This is a genomic window from Pseudarthrobacter sp. NPDC058329 (assembly GCF_042879835.1).
Classification (GTDB): Bacteria; Actinomycetota; Actinomycetes; order Actinomycetales; family Micrococcaceae; genus Arthrobacter.
This window is the reverse complement of the sequence record NZ_JBHVZR010000011.1, coordinates 73,645-99,822: the sequence shown is the minus strand read 5'-3', so window position 1 is coordinate 99,822 and position 26,178 is coordinate 73,645. Positions and strand designations below refer to the sequence as shown.

The 26,178-nt window shown below is 60.5% G+C and carries 15 protein-coding genes; 9 read left to right on the top strand and 6 right to left on the bottom strand.

The window, feature by feature from the left end:
• Positions 1-18: 18 nt before the first annotated feature.
• Together ACFVYC_RS14875 and ACFVYC_RS14870 are read right to left on the bottom strand one after the other, a co-directional pair.
• Positions 19-1,533 carry a family 43 glycosylhydrolase gene (locus tag ACFVYC_RS14875; protein ID WP_387551446.1) on the bottom strand — a complete coding sequence of 505 codons (1,515 nt, stop codon included), beginning with the start codon at positions 1,531-1,533 and terminating at the stop codon, positions 19-21.
• Positions 1,534-1,999: 466 nt separating this feature from the next.
• On the bottom strand, positions 2,000-2,212 hold the full coding sequence (locus tag ACFVYC_RS14870) for a hypothetical protein (protein ID WP_387551444.1): 213 nt from the start codon (positions 2,210-2,212) through the stop codon (positions 2,000-2,002).
• 301 nt (positions 2,213-2,513) lie between these two features.
• On the opposite strand from ACFVYC_RS14870, the gene ACFVYC_RS14865 reads away from it, so the two are divergent.
• The 3 genes from ACFVYC_RS14865 (at position 2,514) to ACFVYC_RS14855 (ending at position 7,964) form a co-directional block, all read left to right on the top strand.
• On the top strand, positions 2,514-4,994 hold the full coding sequence (locus tag ACFVYC_RS14865; protein ID WP_387551441.1) for a glycoside hydrolase family 2 TIM barrel-domain containing protein: 2,481 nt from the start codon (positions 2,514-2,516) through the stop codon (positions 4,992-4,994).
• 52 nt (positions 4,995-5,046) lie between these two features.
• Complete coding sequence (locus ACFVYC_RS14860; RefSeq protein WP_387551438.1) at positions 5,047-6,219, top strand: glycoside hydrolase family 1 protein; 1,173 nt, start codon at positions 5,047-5,049, stop codon at positions 6,217-6,219.
• Positions 6,220-6,959: 740 nt separating this feature from the next.
• On the top strand, positions 6,960-7,964 hold the full coding sequence (locus ACFVYC_RS14855) for a LacI family DNA-binding transcriptional regulator (protein ID WP_387551435.1): 1,005 nt from the start codon (positions 6,960-6,962) through the stop codon (positions 7,962-7,964).
• Between the two features lie 229 nt (positions 7,965-8,193).
• Here ACFVYC_RS14855 and pyk read toward each other — a convergent pair whose 3' ends face one another.
• The gene (gene pyk, locus ACFVYC_RS14850; protein WP_387551433.1) at positions 8,194-9,690 is read right to left on the bottom strand and encodes a pyruvate kinase; all 1,497 of its coding nucleotides are present in this window, start codon (positions 9,688-9,690) and stop codon (positions 8,194-8,196) included.
• Positions 9,691-10,338: 648 nt separating this feature from the next.
• Between pyk and ACFVYC_RS14845 the strand changes: the two genes are divergently transcribed.
• Entirely contained in the window at positions 10,339-11,970 is a 1,632-nt protein-coding gene (locus ACFVYC_RS14845) for an ABC transporter ATP-binding protein (protein ID WP_387551431.1), read from the top strand.
• An 837-nt stretch (positions 11,971-12,807) separates the two neighbouring features.
• Here ACFVYC_RS14845 and ACFVYC_RS14840 read toward each other — a convergent pair.
• On the bottom strand, positions 12,808-13,971 hold the full coding sequence (locus tag ACFVYC_RS14840; RefSeq protein WP_387551428.1) for an endo-1,4-beta-xylanase: 1,164 nt from the start codon (positions 13,969-13,971) through the stop codon (positions 12,808-12,810).
• A gap of 756 nt (positions 13,972-14,727) precedes the next feature.
• On the opposite strand from ACFVYC_RS14840, the gene ACFVYC_RS14835 reads away from it, so the two are divergent.
• The 4 genes from ACFVYC_RS14835 to ACFVYC_RS14820 all read left to right on the top strand — a co-directional run bounded on the left by ACFVYC_RS14835 (position 14,728) and on the right by ACFVYC_RS14820 (position 20,731).
• The gene (locus ACFVYC_RS14835) at positions 14,728-16,251 is read left to right on the top strand and encodes a GH1 family beta-glucosidase (RefSeq protein WP_387551426.1); all 1,524 of its coding nucleotides are present in this window, start codon (positions 14,728-14,730) and stop codon (positions 16,249-16,251) included.
• A gap of 220 nt (positions 16,252-16,471) precedes the next feature.
• Complete coding sequence (locus tag ACFVYC_RS14830; protein WP_387551423.1) at positions 16,472-18,325, top strand: glycoside hydrolase family 3 protein; 1,854 nt, start codon at positions 16,472-16,474, stop codon at positions 18,323-18,325.
• Positions 18,326-18,847: 522 nt separating this feature from the next.
• Positions 18,848-19,771, top strand: coding sequence for a nucleoside hydrolase (locus ACFVYC_RS14825; protein WP_387551420.1), 924 nt, complete (start codon positions 18,848-18,850; stop codon positions 19,769-19,771).
• 702 nt (positions 19,772-20,473) lie between these two features.
• On the top strand, positions 20,474-20,731 hold the full coding sequence (locus ACFVYC_RS14820) for a hypothetical protein (protein WP_387551417.1): 258 nt from the start codon (positions 20,474-20,476) through the stop codon (positions 20,729-20,731).
• A 530-nt stretch (positions 20,732-21,261) separates the two neighbouring features.
• Here ACFVYC_RS14820 and ACFVYC_RS14815 read toward each other — a convergent pair.
• Both ACFVYC_RS14815 and ACFVYC_RS14810 read right to left on the bottom strand, forming a co-directional pair.
• On the bottom strand, positions 21,262-21,564 hold the full coding sequence (locus ACFVYC_RS14815; protein WP_387551414.1) for a DUF4193 domain-containing protein: 303 nt from the start codon (positions 21,562-21,564) through the stop codon (positions 21,262-21,264).
• A 252-nt stretch (positions 21,565-21,816) separates the two neighbouring features.
• Positions 21,817-22,944: a glutamate--cysteine ligase gene (locus tag ACFVYC_RS14810; RefSeq protein WP_387551411.1), complete on the bottom strand. Its 1,128-nt coding sequence runs from the start codon at positions 22,942-22,944 to the stop codon at positions 21,817-21,819.
• A 341-nt stretch (positions 22,945-23,285) separates the two neighbouring features.
• Between ACFVYC_RS14810 and ACFVYC_RS14805 the strand changes: the two genes are divergently transcribed.
• Positions 23,286-25,904 carry an AMP-binding protein gene (locus tag ACFVYC_RS14805; RefSeq protein ID WP_387551408.1) on the top strand — a complete coding sequence of 873 codons (2,619 nt, stop codon included), beginning with the start codon at positions 23,286-23,288 and terminating at the stop codon, positions 25,902-25,904.
• The last annotated feature ends 274 nt before the right edge of the window (positions 25,905-26,178 follow it).

Sequence of the window (26,178 nt, the reverse complement as noted above, 5' to 3'; positions counted from 1 at the left end):
CCTTGGGGTGGTTAGGAGTTAGTCGAAGGCTATGTTCAGCAGATCGATGTCGCCGGTGCCGACAAATCTTAAGAAGAGGGCATGGGTTCCGGTGAGGTTGATGGTCGTTGAGCCCGCCGTCCACGAGTCTGACGGCTGAATCGCAATCGACCCGGCGCTTCCGTCCTCGGTGGAAAGGGCGAGATACCCCTGGCCCGGGCCCCGGGTATGGATTGTGAGCCGGACGGGCAGGTCGAATGAGAAATGCTTGTAACCGACCTTGGTGCCGTTCGTGATCCACTGTACGTAGCGGTCAGTCCCGTCAAAGGTGATTCGAGGTGTTCGTTTCTTTGCGGCACCGTGCGGCATGTTGCCGTTGGTCAGGTGACAGCAGATAGCGGCCGGGTATTCGCCCCGGGCAGGCAGTGGGGCTCCATTAAGTCCACTACTGGTCAGCTCCACTTGGGGGATGGACCCGTCCGGCAGGATGGTGACCTCCTCGGCACACGCTTGGCGGCTCCAAAGGGAGCCGTGGGTGTTGCGGTGGTAGAAGACATACCAGCGGCCACCGATCTGTTCAATGCTGCCGTGGTTGCTGCCGGTCTGGGCAACGCGGTCCTTCGGGCGGCGCCCGTTGTAACCAACGTCTCCGTTGGACACCATCGTGCCGCGAAAGACAAAGCCATGGTCGGGGTGGGAGCTAGTCGCGTAGCACAGCTCGTGCGAATTCGTTGACGAGTATACGAAGTAGTAGGTTTCCCCGATCTTTCGAATTGAACTTGCTTCGAAGAAGGCGTGCCCCTCGAAACTTGTTCCTTTCGTCCTGGTAGGCACAATTCGTGACGGGCTGCTGATGACGGTCATCATGTCGTCAGCGAGCTGAACTGTGAGCGCCCCCTGGATCCCGCCGGGTTGGGCCTTAATCGCCTTCACAGGCCTGTCAAAAATGGCAGCCTGCATCCGACGAGTGAATGGGCGTGTGATGGCGGGCAGGTCATCAAAGGGGTGACAGGCACCGAAGTAGAGCCGTATAACGCCGCTGTCATTGATGAGGGCAGGATCAAACATCACGTAGTCGGTGAAAGCCAAACCGGTGCGATGTCGGACCACGCCCAAGTACTCATAGTTGCCGTCCGGCTCGTCAGAAACGGCAACGCTGATCGGACCCGAATATCCACCACGGCCTTTGTCGCCCGACATGCCGTAATAGAGGTAATAGCGTCCATCGTTGCCACGGACAACATCCGGGGCGAACATATAGCGTCGGCCGGGTCCATACGATGGATCTTGGCTGGCGCGATAGTTCACACCCTTCGATGTCCACTTCGACAGGTCATCGATTGGAGCGGAGTAGAAGACATAATCCAACGCGCAGTAGGTATCGCCCCCTTCTTCGTCGTGCGATCCGAACAAGTACACCCGTTCCCCAAAGACGTGTGGCTCTCCATCCGGGATGTATTCGGACAAAGGTAGGAACGGATTCAGGACAGGTTTCCGGGTGGGCTCAAATCCGGTGTGGTTCGGGTCGGGCGGCATCGTCTGGTGCAGGTCCATGCAAACTCCTCGTTGAGCGGCAAATAGCGCGCGCTAGTCAAGATTTAGATGTTATCCCTCGGCCGAGCGGCGGGCAAGGCTGCATTCCCGGAAACTTAGGAACCAGCCACTGCACCTCTCAGCGCTCGACCTGGCGCTCGAGAACACGAGCGATTCTCGCCGTGGGAGCTCACCAGCGCCGTCATGGTGGCTGCTGGCTCTGGCCAAGCTCGCGCGGCTTCCCGCATGCGAATGTTGTCTGTGTCGACCGAGACTCCGATTGGATCATTTTTCGGGGGCTGCCCCCGGCTCTTGCCTCAGGCAGGCAATTTATCAGCATTGAAATGCAACTGTGCGGTACCTGCATGTCATCCCGTGGAACTTGCAGCGGCCAGCGCCGGTTATGCGGGAGCGCCTGCACAGGGTGCTGGCAAGTGCGCAGTTACCCATGGGGGTGCCAGCCGACCGTTAGGCGTGGGCATCGAGATCAGAGCATCGAGAGCTCGCGAGTTTCTCCGTACGGAACTGCAGCGCTCAACGTCAGAGTGTATCGATTGGGCGTGTGACGCGTGACCAATATGCCCCCTTCGCAGTTAGAATTCGCTTCGACGATGAGGGCCTCTTCCGCCTCGGCAAGCAGTTGGCCGAGGCGTCCGGGCTCCTGCACGTGGATTTCGACATGCGTCTTTTGAGTATTCATTGAGTTCCTTGGGAAGATTTGGAGCATTAGGGGTTTTCTCGGATGCTACAGAGCAACACGCTGCGAACTAGCGCGTGCTATCAGTAGAGGATAGGTTCCTTTGATTGGGCAAGCAAGCCCTTTGCGCGACCTGAACTGCCACACTTGCGGGGTCGGCACCCCTCCGCTAGCGTGTGGGTACTAGCACGCGCTAACCTGGTCTGAGCGGCCTGCCGCGTCAAGGTCCAATACGTTCGACCGGGCGGGCAGGAATCAGCCAAGCGCGCCTGGTACCTTTCATCGCTTTACGAAGGAGAAAACGATGACACGCACCTCTTTCAACGACGGGTGGCTTGTGCAGCCGAAAGTCACCATGTTCGCTGGCCTCGGCGCGCCGTCGGCTCCGCCTGAAGCGGTTACCGTTCCTCATGACGCCCTGATCGGGCTGGAACGGTCGGCAGAGGAACCCCAGGGTGTCCATTCGGGATACTTTCCTGGCGGTGCGTTTGAGTATCTGAAGACCTTCGAGGTACCGGAGGAATTTCGGAACAAGCGAGTCACACTGGAGTTCCAGGGTGTTTACCGGGATGCCATGGTCTACGTCAATGGCAGCTTCGCAGCTCAGCGGCCCTATGGTTACTCAACGTTCTACGTGCCTCTGGATCCGTTCCTTGATTACGGCAAACAGAACACTGTCCGGGTTGACTCCCGCGTTCATGAGGACTCACGGTGGTACACGGGAGCCGGAATATACCGCGACGTCAGGCTCATCGTCAGCGGGTTGACCCACTTGGCCACAGATGGCGTACGAGTCACCACCCCGGACGTTGATTCAGGCCGAGCAGTGGTCGAAGTAGCGGCGTCAGTGCATAACGAAGGTCTGCGCACGGAGACGTTCACCGTTACCAACCGGGTCTTTGACGCGGAAGGGAATGTTGTAGCTGAGGGGACCTCGCCGCTAACGGTGCGCTGCGGGGCAACGGCAATCGCGCGTCACCGCCTGTACGTCAGGGAGCCAAAGCTATGGGGAGTTGAAAACCCCTACCTGTATACCGCGCTCACGACCCTTCACAACGGTGATGGGGAGGTTGAGGAGCAAGATACCCGCTTCGGAATCCGCACGTTGCAGCTCGACCCTGAACAAGGGCTGAGAATTAATGGCCAGCCAATCAAGCTTCGTGGCGCCTGCATCCATCATGACAACGGCATTTTAGGATCCGCTGCTATCGGCAGGGCGGAAGAACGCCGGGTCCAGTTGCTTAAAGCGGCCGGCTTCAACGCGATCCGCAGTTCCCACAACCCCATCAGCCAAGCGATGCTCGAAGCCTGCGACCACTACGGAATGCTGGTCATGGATGAAACCTTCGATATGTGGACGGAAGCCAAATCCCCCTTTGACTACTCCTTGGCGTTTCCCGAATGGTGGGAAAGGGACGTCGAAGCGATGGTCGCAAAGGACTTCAACCATCCAAGTGTTGTGATGTACTCGATTGGCAACGAAATCCCGGAAACGGGAAACGGCATTGGGTCTGGCCTGGGACGGGACATTGCGGAAAAGATCAGGAGTCTCGACAGCGGCCGTTTCATCATCAATGCCGTCAACGGGATGGTTTCCATCATGCCCGAGTTCGTGGAAATGATGAAGCAACAGGAATCCGAGCGGGCAAACCAGGACGTAAACTCTGCGATGAAGGAGATGGGCGCCTTCCTCGGGGAACTCAACGCTTCCCAGCTGGTAACTGCGAAGACGGCCGAGTCCTTGTCAGTAGTGGACATTGCCGGCCTGAACTATGGCGATTCACGATATGTCATGGATCGCGAGCTCTTCCCCAACCGAATCCACTTAGGTACTGAAACGTTTCCCACCAACATCGACGCCCGATGGAAACTTGTTCAAGAGAATCCCCACGTGATTGGTGACTTTGTATGGACCGGTTGGGATTATCTTGGTGAGTCAGGGGTTGGCCGGACGGACTACCCCGACGAGAATTACGTGCCTACCGGAATTTCGGGCGCGTACCCGTGGCTCACCGCCTGGGTTGGTGACATCGACATCACGGGGCAGCGCCGGCCGGCCTCTTACTACCGGGAGACTGTATTCGGCCTGCGTCATGAGCCCTATATCGCAGTGCAGCGCCCGCAGTACTACGGGTTAACGGAGGCCGCGGGCCCGTGGTCCTGGACCGACTCCATCTCAAGCTGGAGCTGGGACGTAGCACCAGGCTCTCCCGTCAAGGTAGAGGTGTACAGCGATGCAGACGAGGTGGAACTGCTGCTGAACAACCGCTCAGTTGGACGAACAAGCGTCGGCCCCAGCCACTCATACCGGGCGATATTTGAACTCGATTACGAGCCGGGGGAGCTGACGGCTGTGTCCTACGTGGGCAGAGAGGAGCAAGCAAGGTTCACGCTTTGTTCCGCGGCTGGCCCGGTCGTCCTCAGAGTGGAACCAGACAAAACACAATTGCGGGCTGACCACTCAGATCTGAGCTTTGTTTCCATCAGCATTCGGGACCAGTCAGGAAACCTGGCCAGCAACATTGAGACTGCTGTCACCGTGAAGGTTGAAGGACCAGGCAGCGTGCAGGCTCTCGGGAGTGCACGACCGGACAGCACCGAGGGATTCGCTTCTGAAACCCACACGACCTTTGATGGCAAGTTGCTTGCCGTAGTTCGCCCTGACGGTGCTGGCGAGATCACTGTCAGGGTAAGCGCTTCCGGCTACGAGCCAGTAGCTGTTTCCCTCGAAGCCAGTCAAGTGGCGCCTTCGTATGGCGCATACAGTTTGCTGCCTGTTGGCTAGCAAGCCCTTCCATCACCTCTTTTTTCCGACTAAACCAGGAGACACGACTTTCATGACACAGGCCTTTCCCGACGCCTTCCTTTGGGGGGCTTCAACCGCCGCCCACCAGGTTGAAGGCAATAACCTCAACAACGATTGGTGGCGCCTGGAGCACGATGCGGCAGATTTCGGTGTGCAATTCAGCGGTGACGCCTTGGACAGCTACCACCGCTACGAGGAGGATATGCGCCTGCTGTCCGATGCGGGCTTCAACTCCTACCGCTTCAGCATCGAGTGGGCACGCATTGAGCCCAGCCCTGGAAAGTTCTCCCGGGCTGAACTGGCGCATTACCGGCGAATGATCGATACAGCGAAAGGACTGGGCCTGACACCGGTTGTAACGCTGCACCACTTCACGCATCCAATCTGGTTTGATAAGGATCGCTGGCTCGCTGACGATGCTGTTGACGCATTCTGCCGATATGTTGAGCAGGCCTGCACGATTCTGGATGGTGTTGAATGGGTCTGCACCATCAATGAACCAAACGTTGTCGCCGTGAACCACGGCATGCAGCGACAGATCGCCGCGGGCGAACCTTTCAGGGCCGAAGGTGGCTACTTACCGGACCCAGAAGTCGGGAGGGCGCTCATCGCAGCCCATCAGGCGGCGGTAAAAATCGTCCGAAGCAAGACCGACGCGAAGGTGGGCTGGACTGTAGCCAACCAAGCGTTGGTGGCTGCTCCTGGAGCCGAAGACAAGCACGCCGAGGTGCAACACATCTGGGAAGACATGTACCTGGAAGCAGCGCGTGGAGACGATTTCATCGGCGTTCAGTCGTACACAAGCCAAATTGTCGATGAGAACGGCATTATTGCCCACCCGGAACATCCAGACAACACTCTCATGGGCTGGGCCTACCGACCGGACGCCCTCGGAATCGCCGTTCGCCACACCCGGGACGTGCTGGGTGATATGCCCATCCTTATCACCGAAAACGGCATCGCCACGTCTGATGATGAACGGCGCATCGCCTACACTGCTGACGCGCTGCGCCACCTGAAAGACACCATCAACGACGGTGCTGATGTCCGCGGCTACCTGCACTGGAGCCTTCTGGATAACTTCGAGTGGGGCCGTTGGGAACCTACGTTCGGCCTTGTCAGCGTCGACCGGGAGACTTTTGAACGTCACCCCAAGCCCAGCCTCCAATGGTTGGGCAGCATCGCGCGCGCAAACGCAATCTAAGGCCAAACGCAGTCACGGGCGCAGTGTTCCTGGTTGGAACGGTTGAGATCAGCCGTTCCAAACCAGCACGGCACGACACCAATTTCCTTGCGGACTTGACGTTCATCGCCGCTTCTCCGGCTTATCATCTTCAGAAACGGATGGCATGAAACCTTTAGCTGGCCAGGACAACGGCCGCCCCCCGCCTGGCATGGTGGAGGTACGGGTGCCGGCGGGAACAGACCCGACACGCGCCGTGAATGATGCTGTAAAGGCAGTCAGTCGATCAGCGGCACATCATCGGGTGGGTATCCTGGTCACCCGCATCAGTGAGGACGGCTACTACGTAATCCGGGCACACCCTGCTGTTCCGTTCGGCTTGGTTCGCGGAGGCCCGGCACAAGAAGCAGCCGACGAGGTCGTTCGTAGAGCTTACTGACGATACCCCAGGCCAAGGTCCAGTTCGGAGTCATTGACCGCTTCGTAGTTTCTGCAATCTGCGGACGTTTACCAAACCGGCTTTTGGCGGGCGGCGTTCATGTTGATAACGATCAGTTCGCGCAGACGCGGACCGAAGGTGATTTTGAGGACGAAAATCAGGACGATGTCGCTGGTCCTGCAGACCAGCGTTCGCGCAACAAGGGGGCGATAACCCCTGAGTCACAGTACGGTTCAAGATCGCCCAGCTACGCCCTTCCGGAAGCGCAGTAGCGCGCGAAAGTAGACTGTACGATGAAATTTCAACGACGAGAGGGATGGCCATGACCGCCGGCACGAGACAGGGCAGAGTAAAAGCCACCGACGTGGCACAAGCTGCGGGAGTCTCACGGGCAACAGTTGGCTTTGTGCTCAACAACACCGCCGGCATCACGATCTCAAAAACGACAGCGGACAGAGTCCGTGAAACGGCGGAGCGCTTGGGCTACCGGCCCCACTCGGCAGCACAGGCACTAGCCCGTGGCAGCAGCAATGTTGTTCTGATGGCCCTTCCTGACTGGCCTATCGAGTACACCTTCCGTCGGCATTTGGAGGAGACTGAGCGGCGACTGAATCAGGCGGGCTACTCGATGATCACTTACACTAAACGGGCCGCTCCCCAAGCACGCCCCCTGTGGGAGGTACTTGCGCCGGATGTTGTCATAGGCATAGTGCCGTTCACGGCGGAAGAACTGGCCGCACTCCGCGCTGCGGGAATCGAACGCGTTTTTCCGGATGCTGCCGTGGACCTTGAAGAGAACCCCTTTATCCGCAGTGGGCCTGAACTGCAGGTGCAGCACCTTGCTGAACGCGGACACCGCACCCTCGCTTACGCTGCGCCCGCGGATGAGCGTCACTCGCCGCTTTCATCGATTCGGGAGCGCACCGCACGCCGGGAAGCTGAGCGGCTTGGATTGAACCTGATCAGGTCAGGCGCCGTAAGCATCGATGGGTTGGCTGGGAGTTCCCTTGAGGAGTGGTTGGCCGCGGGCGTTACGGGGGTCATCTCATTCAATGACGATGTAGCTGCAGCTGTAATCCACAAGGCGCGGGATTTAGCTATCGGGGTGCCAGACCAATTGGCAGTTATAGGTTATGACGACACGCCTTTGGCTAGACTCTTCTTCCCCTCCATCACCAGCGTCCGTATAGAGACGGCCGAACTCGGGCGCCACCTGGCCGAAGTCGCCTTAGCCAGCGTGGCGGGAAATCCGGCGCCTCCGTATTCCGGAGCACGCGCAGTAATTGCAGAACGGGAGTCCACCGCTACCAAGGATGCATCAGCGTAAAGCCACAGAACTTGGGAGTGGAAACCCGTCTATGGCTTGACCTGACGGTTAATCGGTAAGGCCTTCCGGCTGAGTTTAAAAGAGCCGGAATACCAAGTGACCCGGCCAACGGACGAGACCGGACACCTGCTGTCATACGGCATATCGACAAGCCGCCAAAGTATCAGTCCGCGGTTCTCTGTCAAAACCGTGCTGCAGGCTCAGTTCAGAGGGCACGTATCGAGGATTGCTAAGCCTGGGCCTTTTTCTTCTTTTCCGGCCAGGGGCCAAGCTTTTCCTTGTTGCTGGCTACCTCTCCCGCCCGGGTGGAGTCAGCAATGTCGCCCACCTTGTGTACTCTCAGGGAGTTGGTGGAGCCGGCCTTTCCGGGAGGGGAACCGGCGGCAATAACCACCAGGTCGCCGTCGTCCACCAGGCCCATCTCCTCAAGGCTGCGGTCAACCTGCGCAGTCATGGCATCGGTGTGGTCCACCATCTGCACCAGCACCGGCTGGATACCCCAGGTCAGCGCCAACTGGTTCCAAACCTGCTCCACCGGGGTGAAGGCGAAGACCGGCTTGATGGGACGAAGGCGGGAGAGTCGGCGTGCGGAGTCGCCGGACTGGGTGAAAGCACAGATGTACTTCGCGTCCAGCTGATCGGCGATTTCGACGGCGGCCCGGGTGATCGCGCCGCCGCGGGTCTTGGGCTTGGTGCCCAGCGGAGGAACGCGCTCCAGACCGTGGACCTCGGTGGACTCGATGATCCGGCCCATGACCTTGACGGTCTCGATCGGGTACTTGCCCACGCTGGTCTCACCGGAGAGCATGACAGCGTCGGCACCGTCCAGCACCGCGTTGGCACAGTCGGACGCCTCAGCGCGGGTCGGGCGCGGGTTGTCGATCATGGATTCCAGGACCTGGGTTGCCACGATGACCGGCTTCGCCCAGCGGCGGGCCAGTTCGATGGCACGCTTCTGCACAATCGGCACTTCCTCCAGCGGAAGCTCCACGCCAAGGTCGCCACGGGCCACCATAATGGCATCGAACGCGTCGATGATCTCCGGGAGCTGCTTCACGGCCTGCGGCTTCTCGATCTTGGCGATGACCGGCACACGGCGGCCTTCCTCGTCCATGATCTCGTGCACGCGGACGATGTCCGACGCGTCGCGCACGAAGGACAGGGCCACCAGGTCAACACCGCGGCGCATGGCCCAGCGGAGGTCATCCTCGTCCTTTTCGCTCAGCGCCGGAACGTTGACCGCAACGCCGGGCAGGTTGATGCCCTTGTTGTTGGACACCATGCCGCCCACGGTCACCTCAGCGACAACCTTGACGTCGTCAACCTCGATGGCACGCAGGGCCACCTTGCCGTCGTCGATCAGGAGCGCATCGCCCACGTTGACGTCCTCGGTGAGGCTCTTCAGCGTGGTGGAGCAGATGTCCTTCGTACCCGGAACGTCCTCGGTGGTGATGGTAAACGTGTCACCCACGGCAAGGGCGTGCGGGCCGTCAACGAACCGGCCCAGGCGGATCTTCGGCCCCTGCAGGTCAGCCATGATGGCCACCGGCTTGCTCAGGTCGGCCGCTGCCTTGCGGACGTTCTCGTAGGTGTTGTCATGCACGGTGTAGTCGCCGTGGCTCATGTTCATTCGGGCGACGTCAACACCGGCCTCCAGCACCGCGAGGGTGTTTTCGTAGCTGGCAATTGCCGGGCCGAACGTAGCCACAATTTTTGCGCGTCTCATGTGTACCTGCCTAAGAAACTAAGAAGTCGAGTCCCGGAGATTCGCTTTTCGTGCGATACCCAGACTGGGGCTGTTCGCCGCCTCGGTCAACATACGGAAGATTCGCGCGGGCGAGGGTGCTTACTGATCTAGTCGTAATCCAAAAGTGCTCGACCGATCCGGATGGATTGGGGACGACGCGAAAGTAAAAATATAGCACTTGTACCATTTTCATGTGAAAATACACAGGATCACCAAAGTGTGCTGGAACTGAGGGGCCACGCATCACTGCATGATCAGCCTCGCCTGGCACGCTTCACGGAAAAGAAAAAAAGGGGTTTAGGTGGAGGATGCTCGCTCTCGAGCCGTTGGTCCAGCCGGTAATAGGACTGTCTGGACAAGGGTTGCGCAGGTAGCCGCGCCCGATACCAACTGTGCTGTCCAACCCGGAGGAATGGACCCTCAGTCATGAGACGTAGACGCGCATTTGCCGTCCTTAAGATCAGGGCCAAGAACAGTGTCGGAGCTCAAAACACCGGGGGCAGGCATCACGGTGCGGAACCGTCGATAATGGTTAGTCGGCCATTTTCGGGACTTGCGCGAGAGCTCAAACCGTCTCGGCTCAAGCTCGTACTCGCGGCCGTCGCCTATTTAGTCAAGGACAGCCCCGTGTGGGTGCTGCCTGTCGTGACATCGGCTGTGATTGACACGGTGGTCGCGGGGGGTCCAGCCGAGGAACTGGTGATGCTCGGCCTTGCGGCACTGGTGTTGGTTGCGTTCAATTATCCGGCAAGTCAAGCCTTTGTTCGCTTATTCAGCGCATCGGTCCGAGACCTCGGTGTCTCCCTGCGGAACCAGCTGGCTCATCGGCTTCAAGTCCTGTCCATTGGATTCCATACGAGGACTAGTTCGTCGGTCATGCAAACGAAGGTGGTGCGCGACGTCGAAAACATCGAGCTGATGCTTCAACAGGGAGTCAATCCGCTACTCTCGGGGCTTGGCGTGATCGTCGGTGCCATGGCGGTTCTCACCCTTCAGGTGCCCGCTTTCCTCCTGTTGTTCGTGCTTGTCGTGCCGCTAGCCGTAGTGCTTATTCGGGGAGTGCGAAGCCGCTCCGGCCAGAGGAATGAGCTCTTCCGCCGGGACGTAGAAAGATTTTCCTCTCAGGTGGGGGAGATGGCGACGCTGCTCCAGATAAGCCGCGCCCACGGTCTCGAAAATGTAGCGACACAAAGAGTCCTCAATACAGCACGTGCCCTGCGGAACTCGGGGTTCGGCCTTGACGTGCTGAATGGCCGGTTCAGTGCGCTGGCATGGGTGGCCTTCCAGATGCTTTCCATAGCCTGCCTGATCAGCGCGGCGCTCTTTTCCGTCAGCGGCCTTTTGCCGATCACACCAGGGCAAGTAGTACTTCTCAGCACGTATTTCGTAATGCTTATCAACTCCGTCGTCAACCTTCTCAACCTCACCCCCGTACTCACGAAGGGGCGTGAATCGTTGCGGTCTATTGCTGAGGTGCTTCAGGACCCGGACATCGAGCGGAACAACGGCAAGCGCCAGGTCCGTCATGTAGGCGGACGCCTTTCTTTCGATCATGTCGATTTCCGCTACCCCGAGGGGGACGCCCTCGCCATCGAGGGATTAGACCTGGACGTCGAGCCCGGGGAGACGATTGCATTCGTCGGTAAGTCAGGATCCGGTAAGTCAACAGTGCTGAACCTGGCTGTCGGTTTTCTGCGACCAACAGGTGGACGTATCCTTCTGGACGGCACCGATATGGAGAAACTCGACCTACGCACCGTGCGTCGCCATATCTCAGTGGTGCCCCAGGAGTCCGTCCTCTTCTCGGGATCCATTCGAGATAACATTGCTTATGGGCTTGAGCACGTGGATGATCAGTCAGTGTTGGGTGCACTCAAGGATGCAAATGGTCTCGACTTCGTCACGGAGCTTCCAGATGGGCTGGACACCCGGCTTGGAGAGCGGGGAGCGCGCTTATCGGGCGGGCAGAAACAACGCATTTCCATTGCTCGTGCTCTGGTTCGAAATCCGCGAATTCTCCTGCTCGATGAAGCAACCAGCGCGCTCGACTCCGAATCGGAACATCTCGTTCAAAACGCGCTGACGAAACTACGCCAGGGGCGGACTACTTTGATTGTGGCTCATCGACTCTCAACAATACGTTCAGCGGACCGGATCGTGGTTCTGGAAAACGGCCGTATGGTTGAAACAGGCTCACACGAAAATCTCCTAGCCGCCAACGGCGCATACGCGAAACTTCATTTCCTGCAAGCGAGGTAGGCGTCCTCCTTTTTCCCAAGGAAAGTGATTTTTTGCAGAAGGCAGTTCGGAAATTTGTGGCCACCAACCACTTCCTGTGTTGGCCATGAGCTGTGACGCCCTTCCTGGGTCAGCATCGGCAACAATTTTCCGAGATTATCGGCTCGAGGCTGAGCGCGAAGCACATCGTTCCTCCTGGGTTACTCCATCCTGCATCCGGCAACGAGCATCACCCCACTCGGTGGTCACTCCATCACGGTATTGCGGATGTGTGAGTCGCTCAACTCGTCGAGATTTTGTGGCCCGTTGTCGGTGCCACTGCGAGTTTGGGCGAAGCGGTGGAATGCGAGGACACGTCAGGCCGCTGCTGTTGCGTTTGATGCAGATTGCGCAGCTAACGTGCACACCGCCAATAACGTCGGCTCCGAGTGCAGGTTTACCCCCATGCCGAGCATAGGGCCGGAAGGTGGCGCCGGCCTGGGGGAGCGGGAGGCCACTTCAAACGCTGTGCCGAAGGGGCTAGATCGGGCGGCGGGATAAAGGAGGTGCATCCTAGTTACACCGCGGTGGTGTGGGCGGTGCCCGGAGAGGATTGCCTGCCCATGTTAGCCCCGCACTGAATTGAGCGCCCGGAGCGCGAACGCTTCCGGGCACTCAAGGTGTGGCCATTATGTTGCGTGTTATCTGCCAGTGACTTCACCAGGTCAGCCAGTTCAGTCGGCTCCATGCTGGGGAAACGCGAACAGCGGGGTCCGTGTCTCTGTGAGCAGCCATGCAGACCTCGGGACGCTCTTCCACCATAGAGACGCAAGGCATGACAGTTAACGCGCGGGTCCTTACATTGACTCGCTGATGGCTCTACTGTGCCGTTGCTGAGGACAGGACCGAATCAGTGGTGTTCGATACTGTGTCGACAGGCTGCGCAGGCGGTGGCGTCTTGTTGACGAAGTTCCGCAGAGCGTCACGAACAGCGAAGTACGCCGGCTTGGGGTTGTAGTTCTCATCGAATATGCACGGCTTTGCTCCCGGGAGCCACGTCCAGAGGTGCTTGTCCGTGAAGCCCCAGACACTGATCTCGGTGATTCCGGCGTTGAGTGCCTCCGTGACCACGTCGCCGTAGATCTGCGCCTGGGTCACGGGGTCAAGCGTGTGTGCGTCCAGCTCCGCGATGGAGACCTCAAGTCCCAAGCCATGGAAGAAGTTCGTCATATCGGTGATGACTCCGGGCGGAGGTCCCTGGATCGTCTGGTGCATCTGTAGGGCGATGCCGTGGACTGGGACCCCGTCAGCAACGAGCCCCGAGACGAGGTCGTACAGTTCCTGCCGCTTCTGCGCGTTAGTCTCCACCATGTTTTCGTTGAGGTACAGCTTCGCCTTCGGGTCCGCGCGGTGCGCGATCCGGTATGCCTCTGCGATGTAGTCCGGACCGAGGGCGTTATAGAAGTCGTTGTGCTGAAGGCCTCCGCCTTGCACCATCAGCGGCTCGCTCACGACGTCCCACCGGTCCATCTTGCCCTTGTAGCGCTTCATGATCGTGTTGAAGTGCTTGACCATAGACTTGCGGAACTCAACCGGGTTACCGATCTTCGCGATCAGGTAGTCGGGGTTGCAGCAGTTCGAGATCAGGCCGTGGCCCTTGACCTGCATGTCGTTCTTTTTGGCGAAGGCGACCAATCGGTCAAGGCCCTCGAATTCGAAGACGCCCTCCTGCGGTTGAACGAAGGCCCACTTCATGTCGTTCTCCGGTGACAGGCTGTTGAACTGCCCGGCGAGCACCTCTCGGAACTGAGGGTCGGAGAGATAGTTGGAGGGTCTGCCATCAGCCGTTGATGTCATGCCCTTGATCGACCCCGATCCGATAATGAGGCCAGCCTTCGCTGCCTCCTCCCGGAGCGAGCCGATGTCACCCTCGAGCTCCACTGCAGGAATCGTATCTGAGGTTGGGCTTGGCGCCGTCTTGGCGGTTGCGGTCTGCGTAGCGAACGCCGACATCGTCAATCCAAGACTGACAGTGGCGAGCATCGCTAGAGTTTTTCGCGTCTTCATTGGGGGTGAAATATCCCTTCGAGTAATTTGACTGCCAGAAATGCTCTCGGCCGCTCAAGTTGACTACTCGAAGTACGAGCCAGCTACTCATGCGCTTGATGGGTGCTGGCCCGGGGGTGGGGGCAGCGGTGCCATTCCCGCCGTGGCCCGGTAAGGCGACGGCACCGAGATCTACTCCGGTGCCAAAACCCTATGCCGAAATTGTTACGTCTGCAACATTTTTATGTTCATCCTGACCGCGTACCACGCCCACCCGGATGAGATGCGCTATAAAATGTAGCAGTCGTTCTAATTTCGTCGTAAGGTAGGCGCTGACGCTCCAGCCATGCGACGGCATCGCGTACTACTCAACGAGGAGATCTTCCATGAACCCCTTCGCAGGAATGATTCTGGATTCGGGCAGCCCGTGGACAGCTCAATCCGCCTTACCAGGGTGTCGAATGTGAAGGCGCTGTCCCCCTCCCGATGGGTACCTCGCGGCCCCGCCATCGAAGCACGAGCTGGGAATCTGCACGAAGCTGCCCTCGCGCGCAGGCATGCTAATCGATACGTCCAGCACAACCCACGGGCCGGTCGACCAAAGCGACCCTTACCTCGCTCCCCGAAATCGGAAATTGCTTTTTCAGATAATCACCAATATCGCGGCCGCTTGGCGCGGCTTCAGCCAAGGACTCCACCGCACCGGTGCGGGGCACTGATGACGGTCACACGACCGATAAGAAAGGACTGACCATGTACAACGGTCTCCTCGATGCTGGACGCATCGCTTTACCTCCCAACTTCATCCTGGGCGCCGCGACCGCCGCATACCAGATCGAAGGCGGCGCCACCGAAGGAGGACGCGGCCCGTCCATTTGGGACACCTTTAGCCACACCCCAGGAAAGACCGAAGGAGGCGCAACGGGAGACATCGCCGCCGACCACTACCACCGTGTCGACGAAGACATTCGGCTGATGGAGTCCCTCAACCTTGATGCCTACCGCTTTTCAATCTCGTGGTCCCGCGTTATGCCAACCGGCGAAGGCGAGGTAAACGCTGAGGGCCTGGACTTCTACTCACGCCTCGTGGATAACCTGCTGGCGCGCGGGATCCAACCGATTGTGACACTCAACCATTGGGATCTCCCACAGGCGCTGGAAGACAAGTACGGCGGATGGCGTGGACGGGAGACCGCCTTCGCCTTCGAGAAGTACGCGGAGATCATGGGCGGGGCGCTCGGCGACCGAGTCTTTATCTGGTCAACCCACAACGAACCCTGGAACAACTCCTTCTCCGGCTACGGCAGCGGGGCTTTCGCACCAGGTGGAACGAGCCACGAGGATGCGCTCATCGCGGCTCATCACCTCAACCTTTCCCATGGATTAGCCGTAAAAGCGCTTCGGCGGACCATCACTCGGCTCGACGCCCACATCTCTGTAGCACTCAACATCTTCCGCATTACCCCTGCAACGGCGGAAGACGAAGAAGCCGCGCGCCTGTTCGACGCCGTGGCAAATCGCGTCTTCACAGGACCCATGCTCCACGGCGAATACCCCGCCGACCTTCTTGCCGACACCCAGAAATTTACGGACTGGAGTTTCGTTCAACCTGGCGACCTGGAAATCAGTCACCAACCGATCGATCTTCTCGGTATCAACTACTACGAAGTCATGCACGTACGAATGAACCCTGACTTCGAGCCCGCAACCGAGCAAACCGGCGGCACAGCTTTCCCAGGCTCGGAGAGAATCGAATTCGTTCTAAAAGAGGATCTCGAGCGGACCGGCATGAATTGGGGGATCGAGCCCCAAGGGCTCGAAGATCACCTTGTCACCCTCTCCGCCGAATACCCCGGATTGCCGATCATGGTGATGGAGAACGGTGCAGCGTTCCCCGACACTGTCACCTCGTCCCAAGGCACTCACGTAGTCCTGGATGTTGACCGCACTCAGTTCCTCATCAACCACTTAACTGCCACCGATCGTGCTCGCCAGCGTGGAGCCAATGTTGTGGGGTACCTAGTCTGGTCGCTTTTGGACAACTTCGAGTGGGCTGCAGGATACGGCCCACGATTCGGAATCATTCACGTCGATTACGACACCCTCGAGCGGACCCCGAAACTCAGCTCCCACTGGTTCTCTGAAGTCTGTGCATCACGAACCATCCCAGTTCTGCGCGAGCTCTCCCTCAACAGTGAGTTCGATCGAAACCCGGTGCAGGCGCTTCCCATAGAGAATTCGTCCGTGGCCAGCCTGGTTAGGACTGAGCCGACGTAATTTTCCACGGCGGGGATCCCTCGTGGGCCTGGCCTACATCTGGCCGGCCCAAGCGGAGGCCTGACGATGCTTCTTTATGGCCTTCGAGCGCCGACACTCACACGAAAGTTTCCGAACTTGGCTCGCCTAGCACGCCATTCTCGTAGAACGGCCGACGGCAGTTCAGGCGAATCGTAAGCCACAAGGTAGACGCTGTTACTTATTAGCTTGAGAAGGACTAATGACACTGACGACAGAGACAAGTGACGAGGGCATTACGTACCGAGATCTTAACGGCAACGGCCGTATGGACCCGTATGAGAACCCGACCTTAACAACAGAGGAACGGGTCGCGGACCTGTTATCGCGCCTCTCCCTCGAGGAAAAAGCCGGGCTGATGTTTCAGACCGTGATTGAGGCGGGAACTGATGGGTCGCTGCTCGAGCGACCAGGAAGTATCAGCAAATCGGCCACCAGCGACGTGGTGGTTGGCAAGCGGATGAACCACTTTAACGTGCACCATCTCGAAAATGGGACCGTTGCCGCTCGATGGAACAACAAGCTGCAGCGGGTCGCGGAGCAGACGCCGCACGGGATACCTGTGACGGTCTCGACTGACCCGCGGCACGCGTTCATTCAGAACAGCGGTGTGTCATTCGCGGCCGGCTCCTTCTCGCAGTGGCCCGAACCAATTGGTCTGGCCGCCATTGGGGATGTCGAGCGGGTACGGGAGTTCGCGGAAATTGCCCGCGCCGAATACCGCGCGGTCGGCATTCGGGCCGCCCTGCACCCCACCGTCGACCTCGCCACCGAACCGCGCTGGGCCCGGCAGGCCGGCACGTTCGGGCAAGACTCAGCCACCGCGTGCGCCCTCGTCTCAGCCTACTTAGAGGGGTTTCAGGGTGACCGCCTCGGGCCGGACTCTGTCGCCTGCACGACCAAGCACTTTCCCGGAGGCGGACCGCAGAAAGACGGTGAGGACGCGCACTTTCCCTACGGACGCGAGCAGGTGTACCCTGGCGGACGCTTTGAGGAGCACCTCGCTCCGTTCCGCACAGCGATAGCCCACGGAACGGCCGGAATCATGCCGTACTACGGCATGCCGGTCAGGCTCGAAATCGATGGCGAGCCCGTCGAGGAGGTTGGGTTCGGCTATAACCGACAAATCATTGATGGCTTGCTACGGCAAAAGCTCGGATATGACGGTGTCGTCGTGACCGACTGGGAGCTCGTTAACGACAACTGGGTTGACGGGCAAGTGCTGCCTGCGCGCGCCTGGGGTGTTGAGCACCTCGACGCGAAGGGGCGGATGGAAAAAATTCTCGCGGCAGGCGCCGACCAGTTCGGCGGTGAGGAATGCCCCGAGCTGCTGCTCGAGCTCATTGCCGAGGGACGAGTCTCCGAGGAACGCGTCAACGCCTCCGCCCGACGACTGCTCAGAGTGAAATTCAAGCTCGGGCTCTTTGACGATCCGTACGTCAGCGAAGAAGCCGCGGGCCATATCGTGGGTTCAGACGATTTTCGCGGCGCAGGGTTACGCGCACAGTCCGAGTCAATCACCGTGCTCGAGAACCACCATGCGACCCTACCGCTCGCTCGAGGCATCCGCCTTTACGTTGAGGGGGTGGATCGGGAGGTGGCAGGACGCTACGGCACTGTGGTGGATTCCCCAGACGAGGCCGACGCTGCGCTCGTGCGGGTGAAGGCGCCGAGCGAGGCACGTGATGACCTGTTTCTTGAGTCGTGGTTTCACCACGGCTCACTCGAATTTCCACCCGGACGCGTCTATCAGCTCGTGCAACTCGCCCGCCGAGTACCGCTCGTACTTGACGTTTGTCTCGACCGGCCAGCGGTGCTCACCCCGTTCGCCGGCGAAGTCGCAGCCCTGACCGGTAACTATGGAGCATCCGATGAAGCCCTGCTTGATGCACTCACCGGCCGTGTCACCCCGCGCGGGCGACTGCCCTTCCAACTCCCGGCATCTATGGAGTCGGTGCGTCGCTCACGCGAGGACGTACCAAGCGACGCTGACGCGCTTTACGAGTTCGGCCACGGCCTCACAATTCCGCGTAAGCCCACCGCCGGTGGAGCGTAATAAGCGTCGCACCAAGGCAGCGCTTACCTAAAGGCCACCGTGAAAGCCAAATCAGCAGGAGACATCCATGCGGACCCCCTTATACATGCTGACGCCGCTGCTCGGGCAGGTTGCCTCCCCGGTTAGGGCAGCGGATACAAGGTTTGGCACTATTCCCGGGCTCGGATGAGCGCACACGCCTCGCGGGATCGATGAGGCGCCATCTAAAGATGGCGAAATCCACGTCCACGCCAATCTCCCAAGCGTCGGAGAAAGGACCTTCCAATGCTGACAGCCAGCTGATCGCCGTGACAAAACTGACGTCATCGTACGGCTCCTGCGGCCTTTTGAGCGCCGACACCCGCGCGGAGGCAACAGTCGTGTTTCAGGCCTGGTGCGTGGCTAAAGAACCATCTCCGTCGACAGGCTAGCGGCGCCGAGGCAGTTGCGGGGTCCGGCCGTGCCATCTTCCGGCCATCCCGCAGGCGCAGCAAGCCTCGATTCAACATCAGAGTCCACACCGGAACAGAACGGGTCTACAACATGGCGAAACGTCGATTGATCATCAACACGGATGCGAAAAATGAGGCCGACGACCAGTTCGCGATTGTGCATGCCTTGCTTTCACCGTCACTTCACGTCGAAGGGATCATTCCGGCGCATTTCGGGACTCACCGGACGACACGAAGCATGGAGGACAGCCGCGACGAGGTGGACCTTATCTTGCGTCTGCTGGGCATGTCCGGGCAGATCGAGGTCGCTAACGGGGCGCCTGAATCCATACGGGATGAGTCGAGCCCCAAAAACTCGCCCGGTGCCCAGCTCATCATTCGCGAGGCGCGCAAACCAGGGGCGCTCTACATTATCTTCCTCGGCCCCCTGACCGACATGGCAAGCGCCCTGCTCCTCGACCCCACGATCGTCGAGAACCGGGAACTCACCGTGGTGTGGGTCGGCGGCGGTCCGTACGACGGGGCCCACGGTGACGAGCCACAGGGGGAGTTCAACCTCAGCAACGACATCGCTGCCGCAAACGTAGTGCTGCAGTCGGGTCTCACGGTCTGGCAAATCCCCTGGTCGGTGTACACCATGGTTTCAGTGGGATACGGGGAGCTCGACGAGCGCGTCTCACCCTACGGGGAACTGGGTGAGTACCTTGTCCGGCAGCTGAAGGAGTTCAATAGCTCGTTCGCGGACGTGGAGGAGATCGAGTACCGGTCACTCGGCGACTCGCCAGCGGTCGGGGTGGTCCTGAATCCGCGCGGAGCAATCTGGCGTCACCACCCCGTCAGAGTCTTCGACGATCAGGCCCGGCTAACGAACATCGTCGTCCCGGGCAAGACGGTGCGAGTCGCCGACTCCGTCGACGTCCGGTGGCTGCTCGAAGACATGTTCGCGAAGATCAAGTCGCACGCCCGGGAGGACGACCACGTCCGAACCGGCCGCAGCAAGCAGTCCGATAAATGACGGAACCTGTTGCTGACGGCCGAGGCCGGCCCCAATGCTCAGAAAAATCACACGCGCACAGGGATCCCCGTAACGCGGATCGACACCGGCAAATTTTTCGTGCTGGCCCACCCTGCCGTCCCTTCGGGCTGGTCCACCAGAGGCACTAAGCCGCTGGAAACTAAACGGCAGGTCCTATCGTCAACAGCTGGAAGGACATTTTGAACACCCCCGAAAATCTGCCCAAAGAGGCAACTCCTGTCCGTTCCGGGTCACGCCTTGAAGCGGATATGCTCAGGCCCGGTAACCACCTAAGTTTGCGGGTGGGCCCCGAAATCCTGCGAGGCACTGTCGACATGGTGACGGCGGATCAATCTTGCTTCTGGATTTGGACGGACGGTGGAATGGGTCGGCGAATGATTGATGCCGGTGACGCGGCTCTGGTTGCACCTGACCTCTAGGCTAGCGGCCGCTCGAGCTTTAGGGCGATCGTCCCCGGCTCCCGCATGGTCGCCAGCCGCCGGGCACTCCCCCGGCCCTTTTCAAACGCCGATAACATAGGTTATGTCAAGTAGTTGCTTCAGGCAACGGCTTGGTGGCCTTAAGGAGCCATGTGACTAGACAGGGGCGGCCGCTGCGGATAACTTCAGGGCAACATCCACATCGGTTGCGCCGTGGGCGAGCAAGCCAGCCCGGCAGGACCCGCGAAGCAAAGGCGCCACCATGAGCACAACCCATTTCGATGACTTCCTTAAAGACGCAGTGAGCGGTGACCCTGGAAGCGACGCGGGCCTGAACGGCGAAGAACTCTTCGGGCTGTACACCAGCTGGTGCCTGCTCAACTCATGCCCTGCAGAATCTGCTGACTCACTGTTCGAGGCTCTGGGCTCCAGAGGCATTGCCCCCGGAAGGAACACCCTGGCCATGACTGGACCGGCAGCAGCCGACTACATCCTCGCAAGCGCGCCGGCAATCGTTTGACGCCTGCCTTGGAAAAGTTAATGCTGCAGGCGGACAGCCGACGTTATGCTTTGCACCCTTCGTTAGTTGGGCTGATCCAGAGTCCTGATTTGGGAGTGGCAAACTTCCACTGCAACTAATTGACTGGCGGCTTTCTTCTAGACGCCAGTTCGGCGAGGTCGTTGATTAGGCGCCTAACCTCATGTTCGCGGCCGTGGATACGAGGCGCTGGAGACACAGCAGGCGGCTTTTCCACGGCTTTAGGCATGAACTTGGCGTTTTCATTCGCATGCTCGCTCCGCGAAGGCTCACTTGCAAAAGGGTCAATGACGTGCATCTGTCGCATACAACCTCCCCCAGGTCGTCGGTTTGCCATCCATTGTAAACACGCAGGTTGATGCTTCAAGCATCTTGACGTGGCGCGCCGCGGATTGCGGCCCTAGCCTCTGATGCCCTAGGCAGCAGCGGCGATAACACAGCTTATGTAAAGCTGCGGCGGAGAGGGGTTAAGGTTGGCGATTTTTTGGATGCCTGGTTTGGGAGACTTCGCCTTAGCCTTCGCACTCGATGCAGTATGAATGGCCGTTGCTTTCCCGTGCCAGCTGGGATCGGTGCCGGACGAGGAAACAGGAATAGCAGGTGAACTCGTCGGCGGCCTGGGGAATCACCTGCACGATGAGCTCATCAGAGATGATTTCCCCGCCCGGTGTCAGCCCTTCATCGAGGACATCGGCCTCGTCCAGCTCGGTGACGACGCTGCGGGCATCCGGGGCATTCGCAGACTGCAAATCCTCCAGAGAACGGTCCTGGGATTCCTTGACGTCGGACCGGACTTCGTCGTAATCGGCTGCCACTCAGGTGCCTCTCATTTCCATCGTTTGTCTGATGCTCTTTCCTGACAGGAACCAACGTGCACGCCTGGCCTGGTGTTCCCGTGCCTACGCCCAGGAGACTAATAAATACGTCAAGACGAATTGGTAGCCATTCAGGCCCATCACAACCGCTCCTGGTCCAGCCATGCGAGGCTCCGGGCCTCAGGCGTCTCCTGGGAGGCTTGCCGCCGCCGGATCCATTACCGGGCTCGGCCGGCTGCTGAATGCTGAGTCTTATCCTCGGATGGCTAGCGTACTGCCATGGCCGGCCTGCAGTGGTGTGGCCGGAAGGCCGGTGAAATGAACGGCGTCGGCGACCACGTCCCGTGTGCTTGCCGCACGTGCGCAGGAGTCCCGCTGCACGGCTGCGCCGGTCCCCCGGTTCAGGACCTGGTACAGCAGGAACTCCACGGTGTTGTACTCGCCCTGTTCCTCGAGCACCGGCCGGAGGTGGTCCAGCAGGGCCATCACCACCTCGAACGCACCCCGGGGCTGTCCTGTCAACGGGTCCGCCAACTCGCCCTCCAGTCCGTAGCGACTGGCCTGCCAGGACGCGAGTTGCAGTTGGATGGCCGAAGCCGGGACCGGGTCGACGCCGCCGCGCCACTGCCGTGCCGCGGTTTCCGCCAGGCCGCGGACCAGGGCTGCCAGCAGGACGGCGTCGTCGGCAAACAGACACACGTCCGCCACTCGGACTTCTGCGGTCGGGTGCTTGTGGCTGAGCCGTGCGTCGAAGTACAGGTTTGCCTTGTCCAGGGGCACGCCGGAGGCGAGGATCTGCCCGATCTCCCGGTGGTACGCGGCAGCGGAGCCGTAAATTGCAGCCGGTCCGGTGGTGGGCCACCGGCTCCAGGCCTGCCAGCGGTAGCTCGCGTAGCGTGAGTCCACGCCGTTCCAGTACGGCGAGTTCGAACTGATGGCCAGCAGGACGGGCAGCCAGATCCGGATGCGGTCCAAGATGGCGACGCCTTCCTCTTCCGACTCGATCTCCACGTGCACGTGGCAGCCTCCGGTCAGCTGTTCAACGGCGGTCAGCCCGAACCTCTCTATCAGCTGGGCACACCGTTCACCGGGGGCAATGGTGGACTCCACTGGCAGCGGCGAGGTTGCCAGCGCAGCCGCCCGCGCTCCTGCCCGCCTGGCGGCCGCGTCGGCGCTCTTCCGCCCGGCGCTGATGTCATCGGCCAGTTCGGCGAGGAGGATCCGCGGCAGGGTACAGGTTTCAATCTGTTCCTGCTTCATTTCGCTGGTGAGGCGAGGGAAGTCGCTGAGCTGTTCGAGGACTTCGCCCAGCGGCAGTGGGTTCCCGTTGTCGCCGTCGACGATCAGGAACTCCTCCTCAACACCCATCCTGCGCGTCATCGCAGACCGCCGGGGACGCGCGGATTCCTTGAGCGCTGCCGCCCAATTGCGGGGAGACTGCCGCTCCGGATGAGGTCAGCCACGTTACTCCTCGGCATAGGTCCGCAGGCTGTTTGCTCAGCTCCGCCTCATTTTCACACATGATTTGGCGGTGAGGACGCGCCTGGAGAAGCGGCAGCTTATCCCCCAACTCAGCCGCCCTCCGTCCTGTGATTCTGCGCCCCGCACACTGGGCGCGGGCACGACACGACGAGTCCTCAAATTGTTCTCGGGCGTAACTTTCACGGTCGGAGACAAAGTCCATTTGAGTTAGGTTCGCCTTACCTTCTACTGTGCAGGGCGTGACTGTACAGCCAGAACTGGCAGGAGTCTCGTTCGCCGCCGATCTGGCCGGCTTCGGAGACCGCATTGCCATCAGGACCAAAAACCAATCAGTGAGCTACGGCGAACTGGCACGCCGTGTGGAGGACATGGCCCGCACTTTCGGCCCCGCCCGGCGGCTGATTGCCCTCGAGGCCGAGAATTCCCTGCCGTCCCTGGTGGTCTACCTGGCGGCCCTGTCCTCCGGCAATCCTTTGCTTATCCTGCCCACAGGCGGCGGGACGGCCGCCCAGACGCTCCTCGCCGCGTACGATCCCGATATCGTCGTCCGTGCGTCACAGGGCGAGGCTGTACTGGACGTACAGCGGGACGAAACCCGGCATGATCTGCACCCGGAGCTGGCGCTTCTGCTGAGCACCTCCGGATCCACCGGTTCACCCAAACTCGTCCGCCTGTCCGCCGAAGCCGTGCAGGCCAACGCCTCGGCGATAGCCGAATACCTGCACCTGCGCCCCAGCGACACCGCGGCCACCACGCTTCCGCTCTCCTACTGCTACGGGATGAGTGTCGTGAACAGCCACCTCCTGGTGGGCGCGTCCCTGGCGCTGACTGACCTTTCAGTGGTGGACCCGTGTTTCTGGGAGCTGGCCCGCGACGAAAACGTCACCTCCTTCGCCGCTGTGCCCTACACCTTCGATCTCCTCGACCGCGTCGGATTTGAACACATGGACCTGCCCGGCCTGCGCTACATCACCCAGGCGGGCGGCCGGCTCGAGCCCGACCGCGTGCGTTCCTACGCAGAACTGGGCCGGCGGCAGGGCTGGGACCTGTTTGTTATGTACGGGCAGACCGAAGCCACTGCCCGGATGGCCTACCTGCCGCCCGACCTGGCCGCAGAACACCCGCACGCCATCGGCGTAGCCGTCCCCGGTGGAACCTTCCGGCTGGAGCCCGTGCCCGGTCTGGACGCTGACGAGCTCGTCTACTCAGGTCCCAACGTCATGCTAGGATATGCCGAACAGCCGGAAGACCTTGCCCTGGGACGGGTCGTCACCAAGCTTCGCACCGGTGACCTCGCAAGGTGCGGGTCCAATGGCCTCTACGAAATCGTTGGCAGGCGCAGCCGTTTCGTCAAAATCGTCGGACTGCGGGTGGACCTGGGCCAGGTGGAACGGCTGCTGGCAGATCTTGGCCTGACCGCCGCGGCCGCAGGCTCGGACACCGCAGTGGTCGCCGCGGTGGAAGGCAGCCATGACCTTGCCCTGGTGGCCAAAACCCTCGCCCAGGACCTGGGCCTGCCGCGTTCGGCAGTCCAGCTTCATGCCGTGGAGTCCATACCGCGCCTCGCCAACGGAAAGCCGGACTACCCCGCGGTCCTGGCACTGGCTTCCAGGAATGATGACAGCACCAGCGGTACTGCCACTGCACCGGAAACGGCAGCACAACCTGCAGACGTGTGGACGATCTTCGCGGAGGTCCTCGAACAGGAGGACATTACCGACACGGACACCTTCGTTTCCCTAGGCGGTGACTCACTGTCCTATGTGGCAGCTTCGGTCCGGCTGGAGCGTGCCCTCGGATACATCCCGCAGGGCTGGCACTTGATGCCAGTCTGCGAACTCGCGCCTGCCCCGCACCGGGCGCAGAGCAAGCCGGCCACAGCCACCGCCGGGCCTGCAGGCCAACAGACCGGGCCGGTCAAGCGAACATCGCGAGGCTGGTACCGGCGTTTGCTTGCCCCCATGGAAACCGGGATAGTGCTCCGAGCCATTGCCATCATATTCATTGTTTCCACGCACATAGGTTTCTTCCACTGGGAAGGGACCGCCCACATACTCATCGCCGTCGCCGGCTATAACTTTGCGCGCTTCCAGCTGATCGGAACCCGCGGTGCCCGGCTTCGCCGACAGCTGCGCAGCGTTGCCCGGATCGTCGTTCCCAGCGTTGCGGTCATCGTCTTCGCCTTTGCCTTCGCCGTGACGGATACCTATACCTGGGCCAATGTTTTCCTGCTGAATCCTCTGCTAGGGCCGGAAGGATGGACCGACTATTCCCGGTTCTGGTTCATCGAAATCCTGGTCCACATCCTGCTCGGTCTCGCCGCCCTGCTGGCCATTCCTGCCGCGGACCGCGCCCAGCGCAGGTGGCCGTGGGCCTTCGCCCTGGCACTGATCGCCATTGACCTGCCGCTGCTCTTCGAACTTGTTGACAGCCGATACCCGGGGCAGGGGCCCGTCCTGTGGCTGTTCGGGCTCGGCTGGGCCGCCGCCGCGTCGCGCACGCTGTGGCAACGGGCAGCCGTAACAGCCATCGCCCTGCTCACCACCCCTGAATCCTTCGACGACCAGTACCGCAGCGCAACCATCCTCGTGGGCTTCCTCATCCTGCTCTGGGTACCCACCCTGACCGTCCCGCGGGGACTGCACCGGCCCACCGCCCTCCTGGCCAGCGCCTCCCTGTACATCTACGTCACCCACTGGCTCGTATACCCGCTCGTCGACCCGGCGCACAAAGGCCTGGCCGTCATCGCTTCCCTGGCTGCAGGCATCGTCTACTGGGCCGCTGCCACCCGCTCCATGGGCATGGTCGAGAAATGGCTCAGAAGACGCCAAGTAGCCACCGCTGTGCCCAACAGCTGAACACCGAGCTGCATCTCCCTAGGCACTCCCCTGCCAAGCGGCTAAGCCGGCGAACCGAAGGCGCTGGGCCGCGGCCCTGTCGTCGAGAAACGAGGCCGGAGCCTGATTTACCCGTCGATCGGCGCTGGACGCGTTCCTACGGGAAAACGGCGCGGACCCGATGGTCTGGACGGCTGGTGTGTGGCGGGACATTGCGGACCAGTACGAGGCCGCCACCGCCGACCGTCCTAGGCTGCAGTCCGAGGAACTAGTGAAAACATTGAGAAGCCTGGAC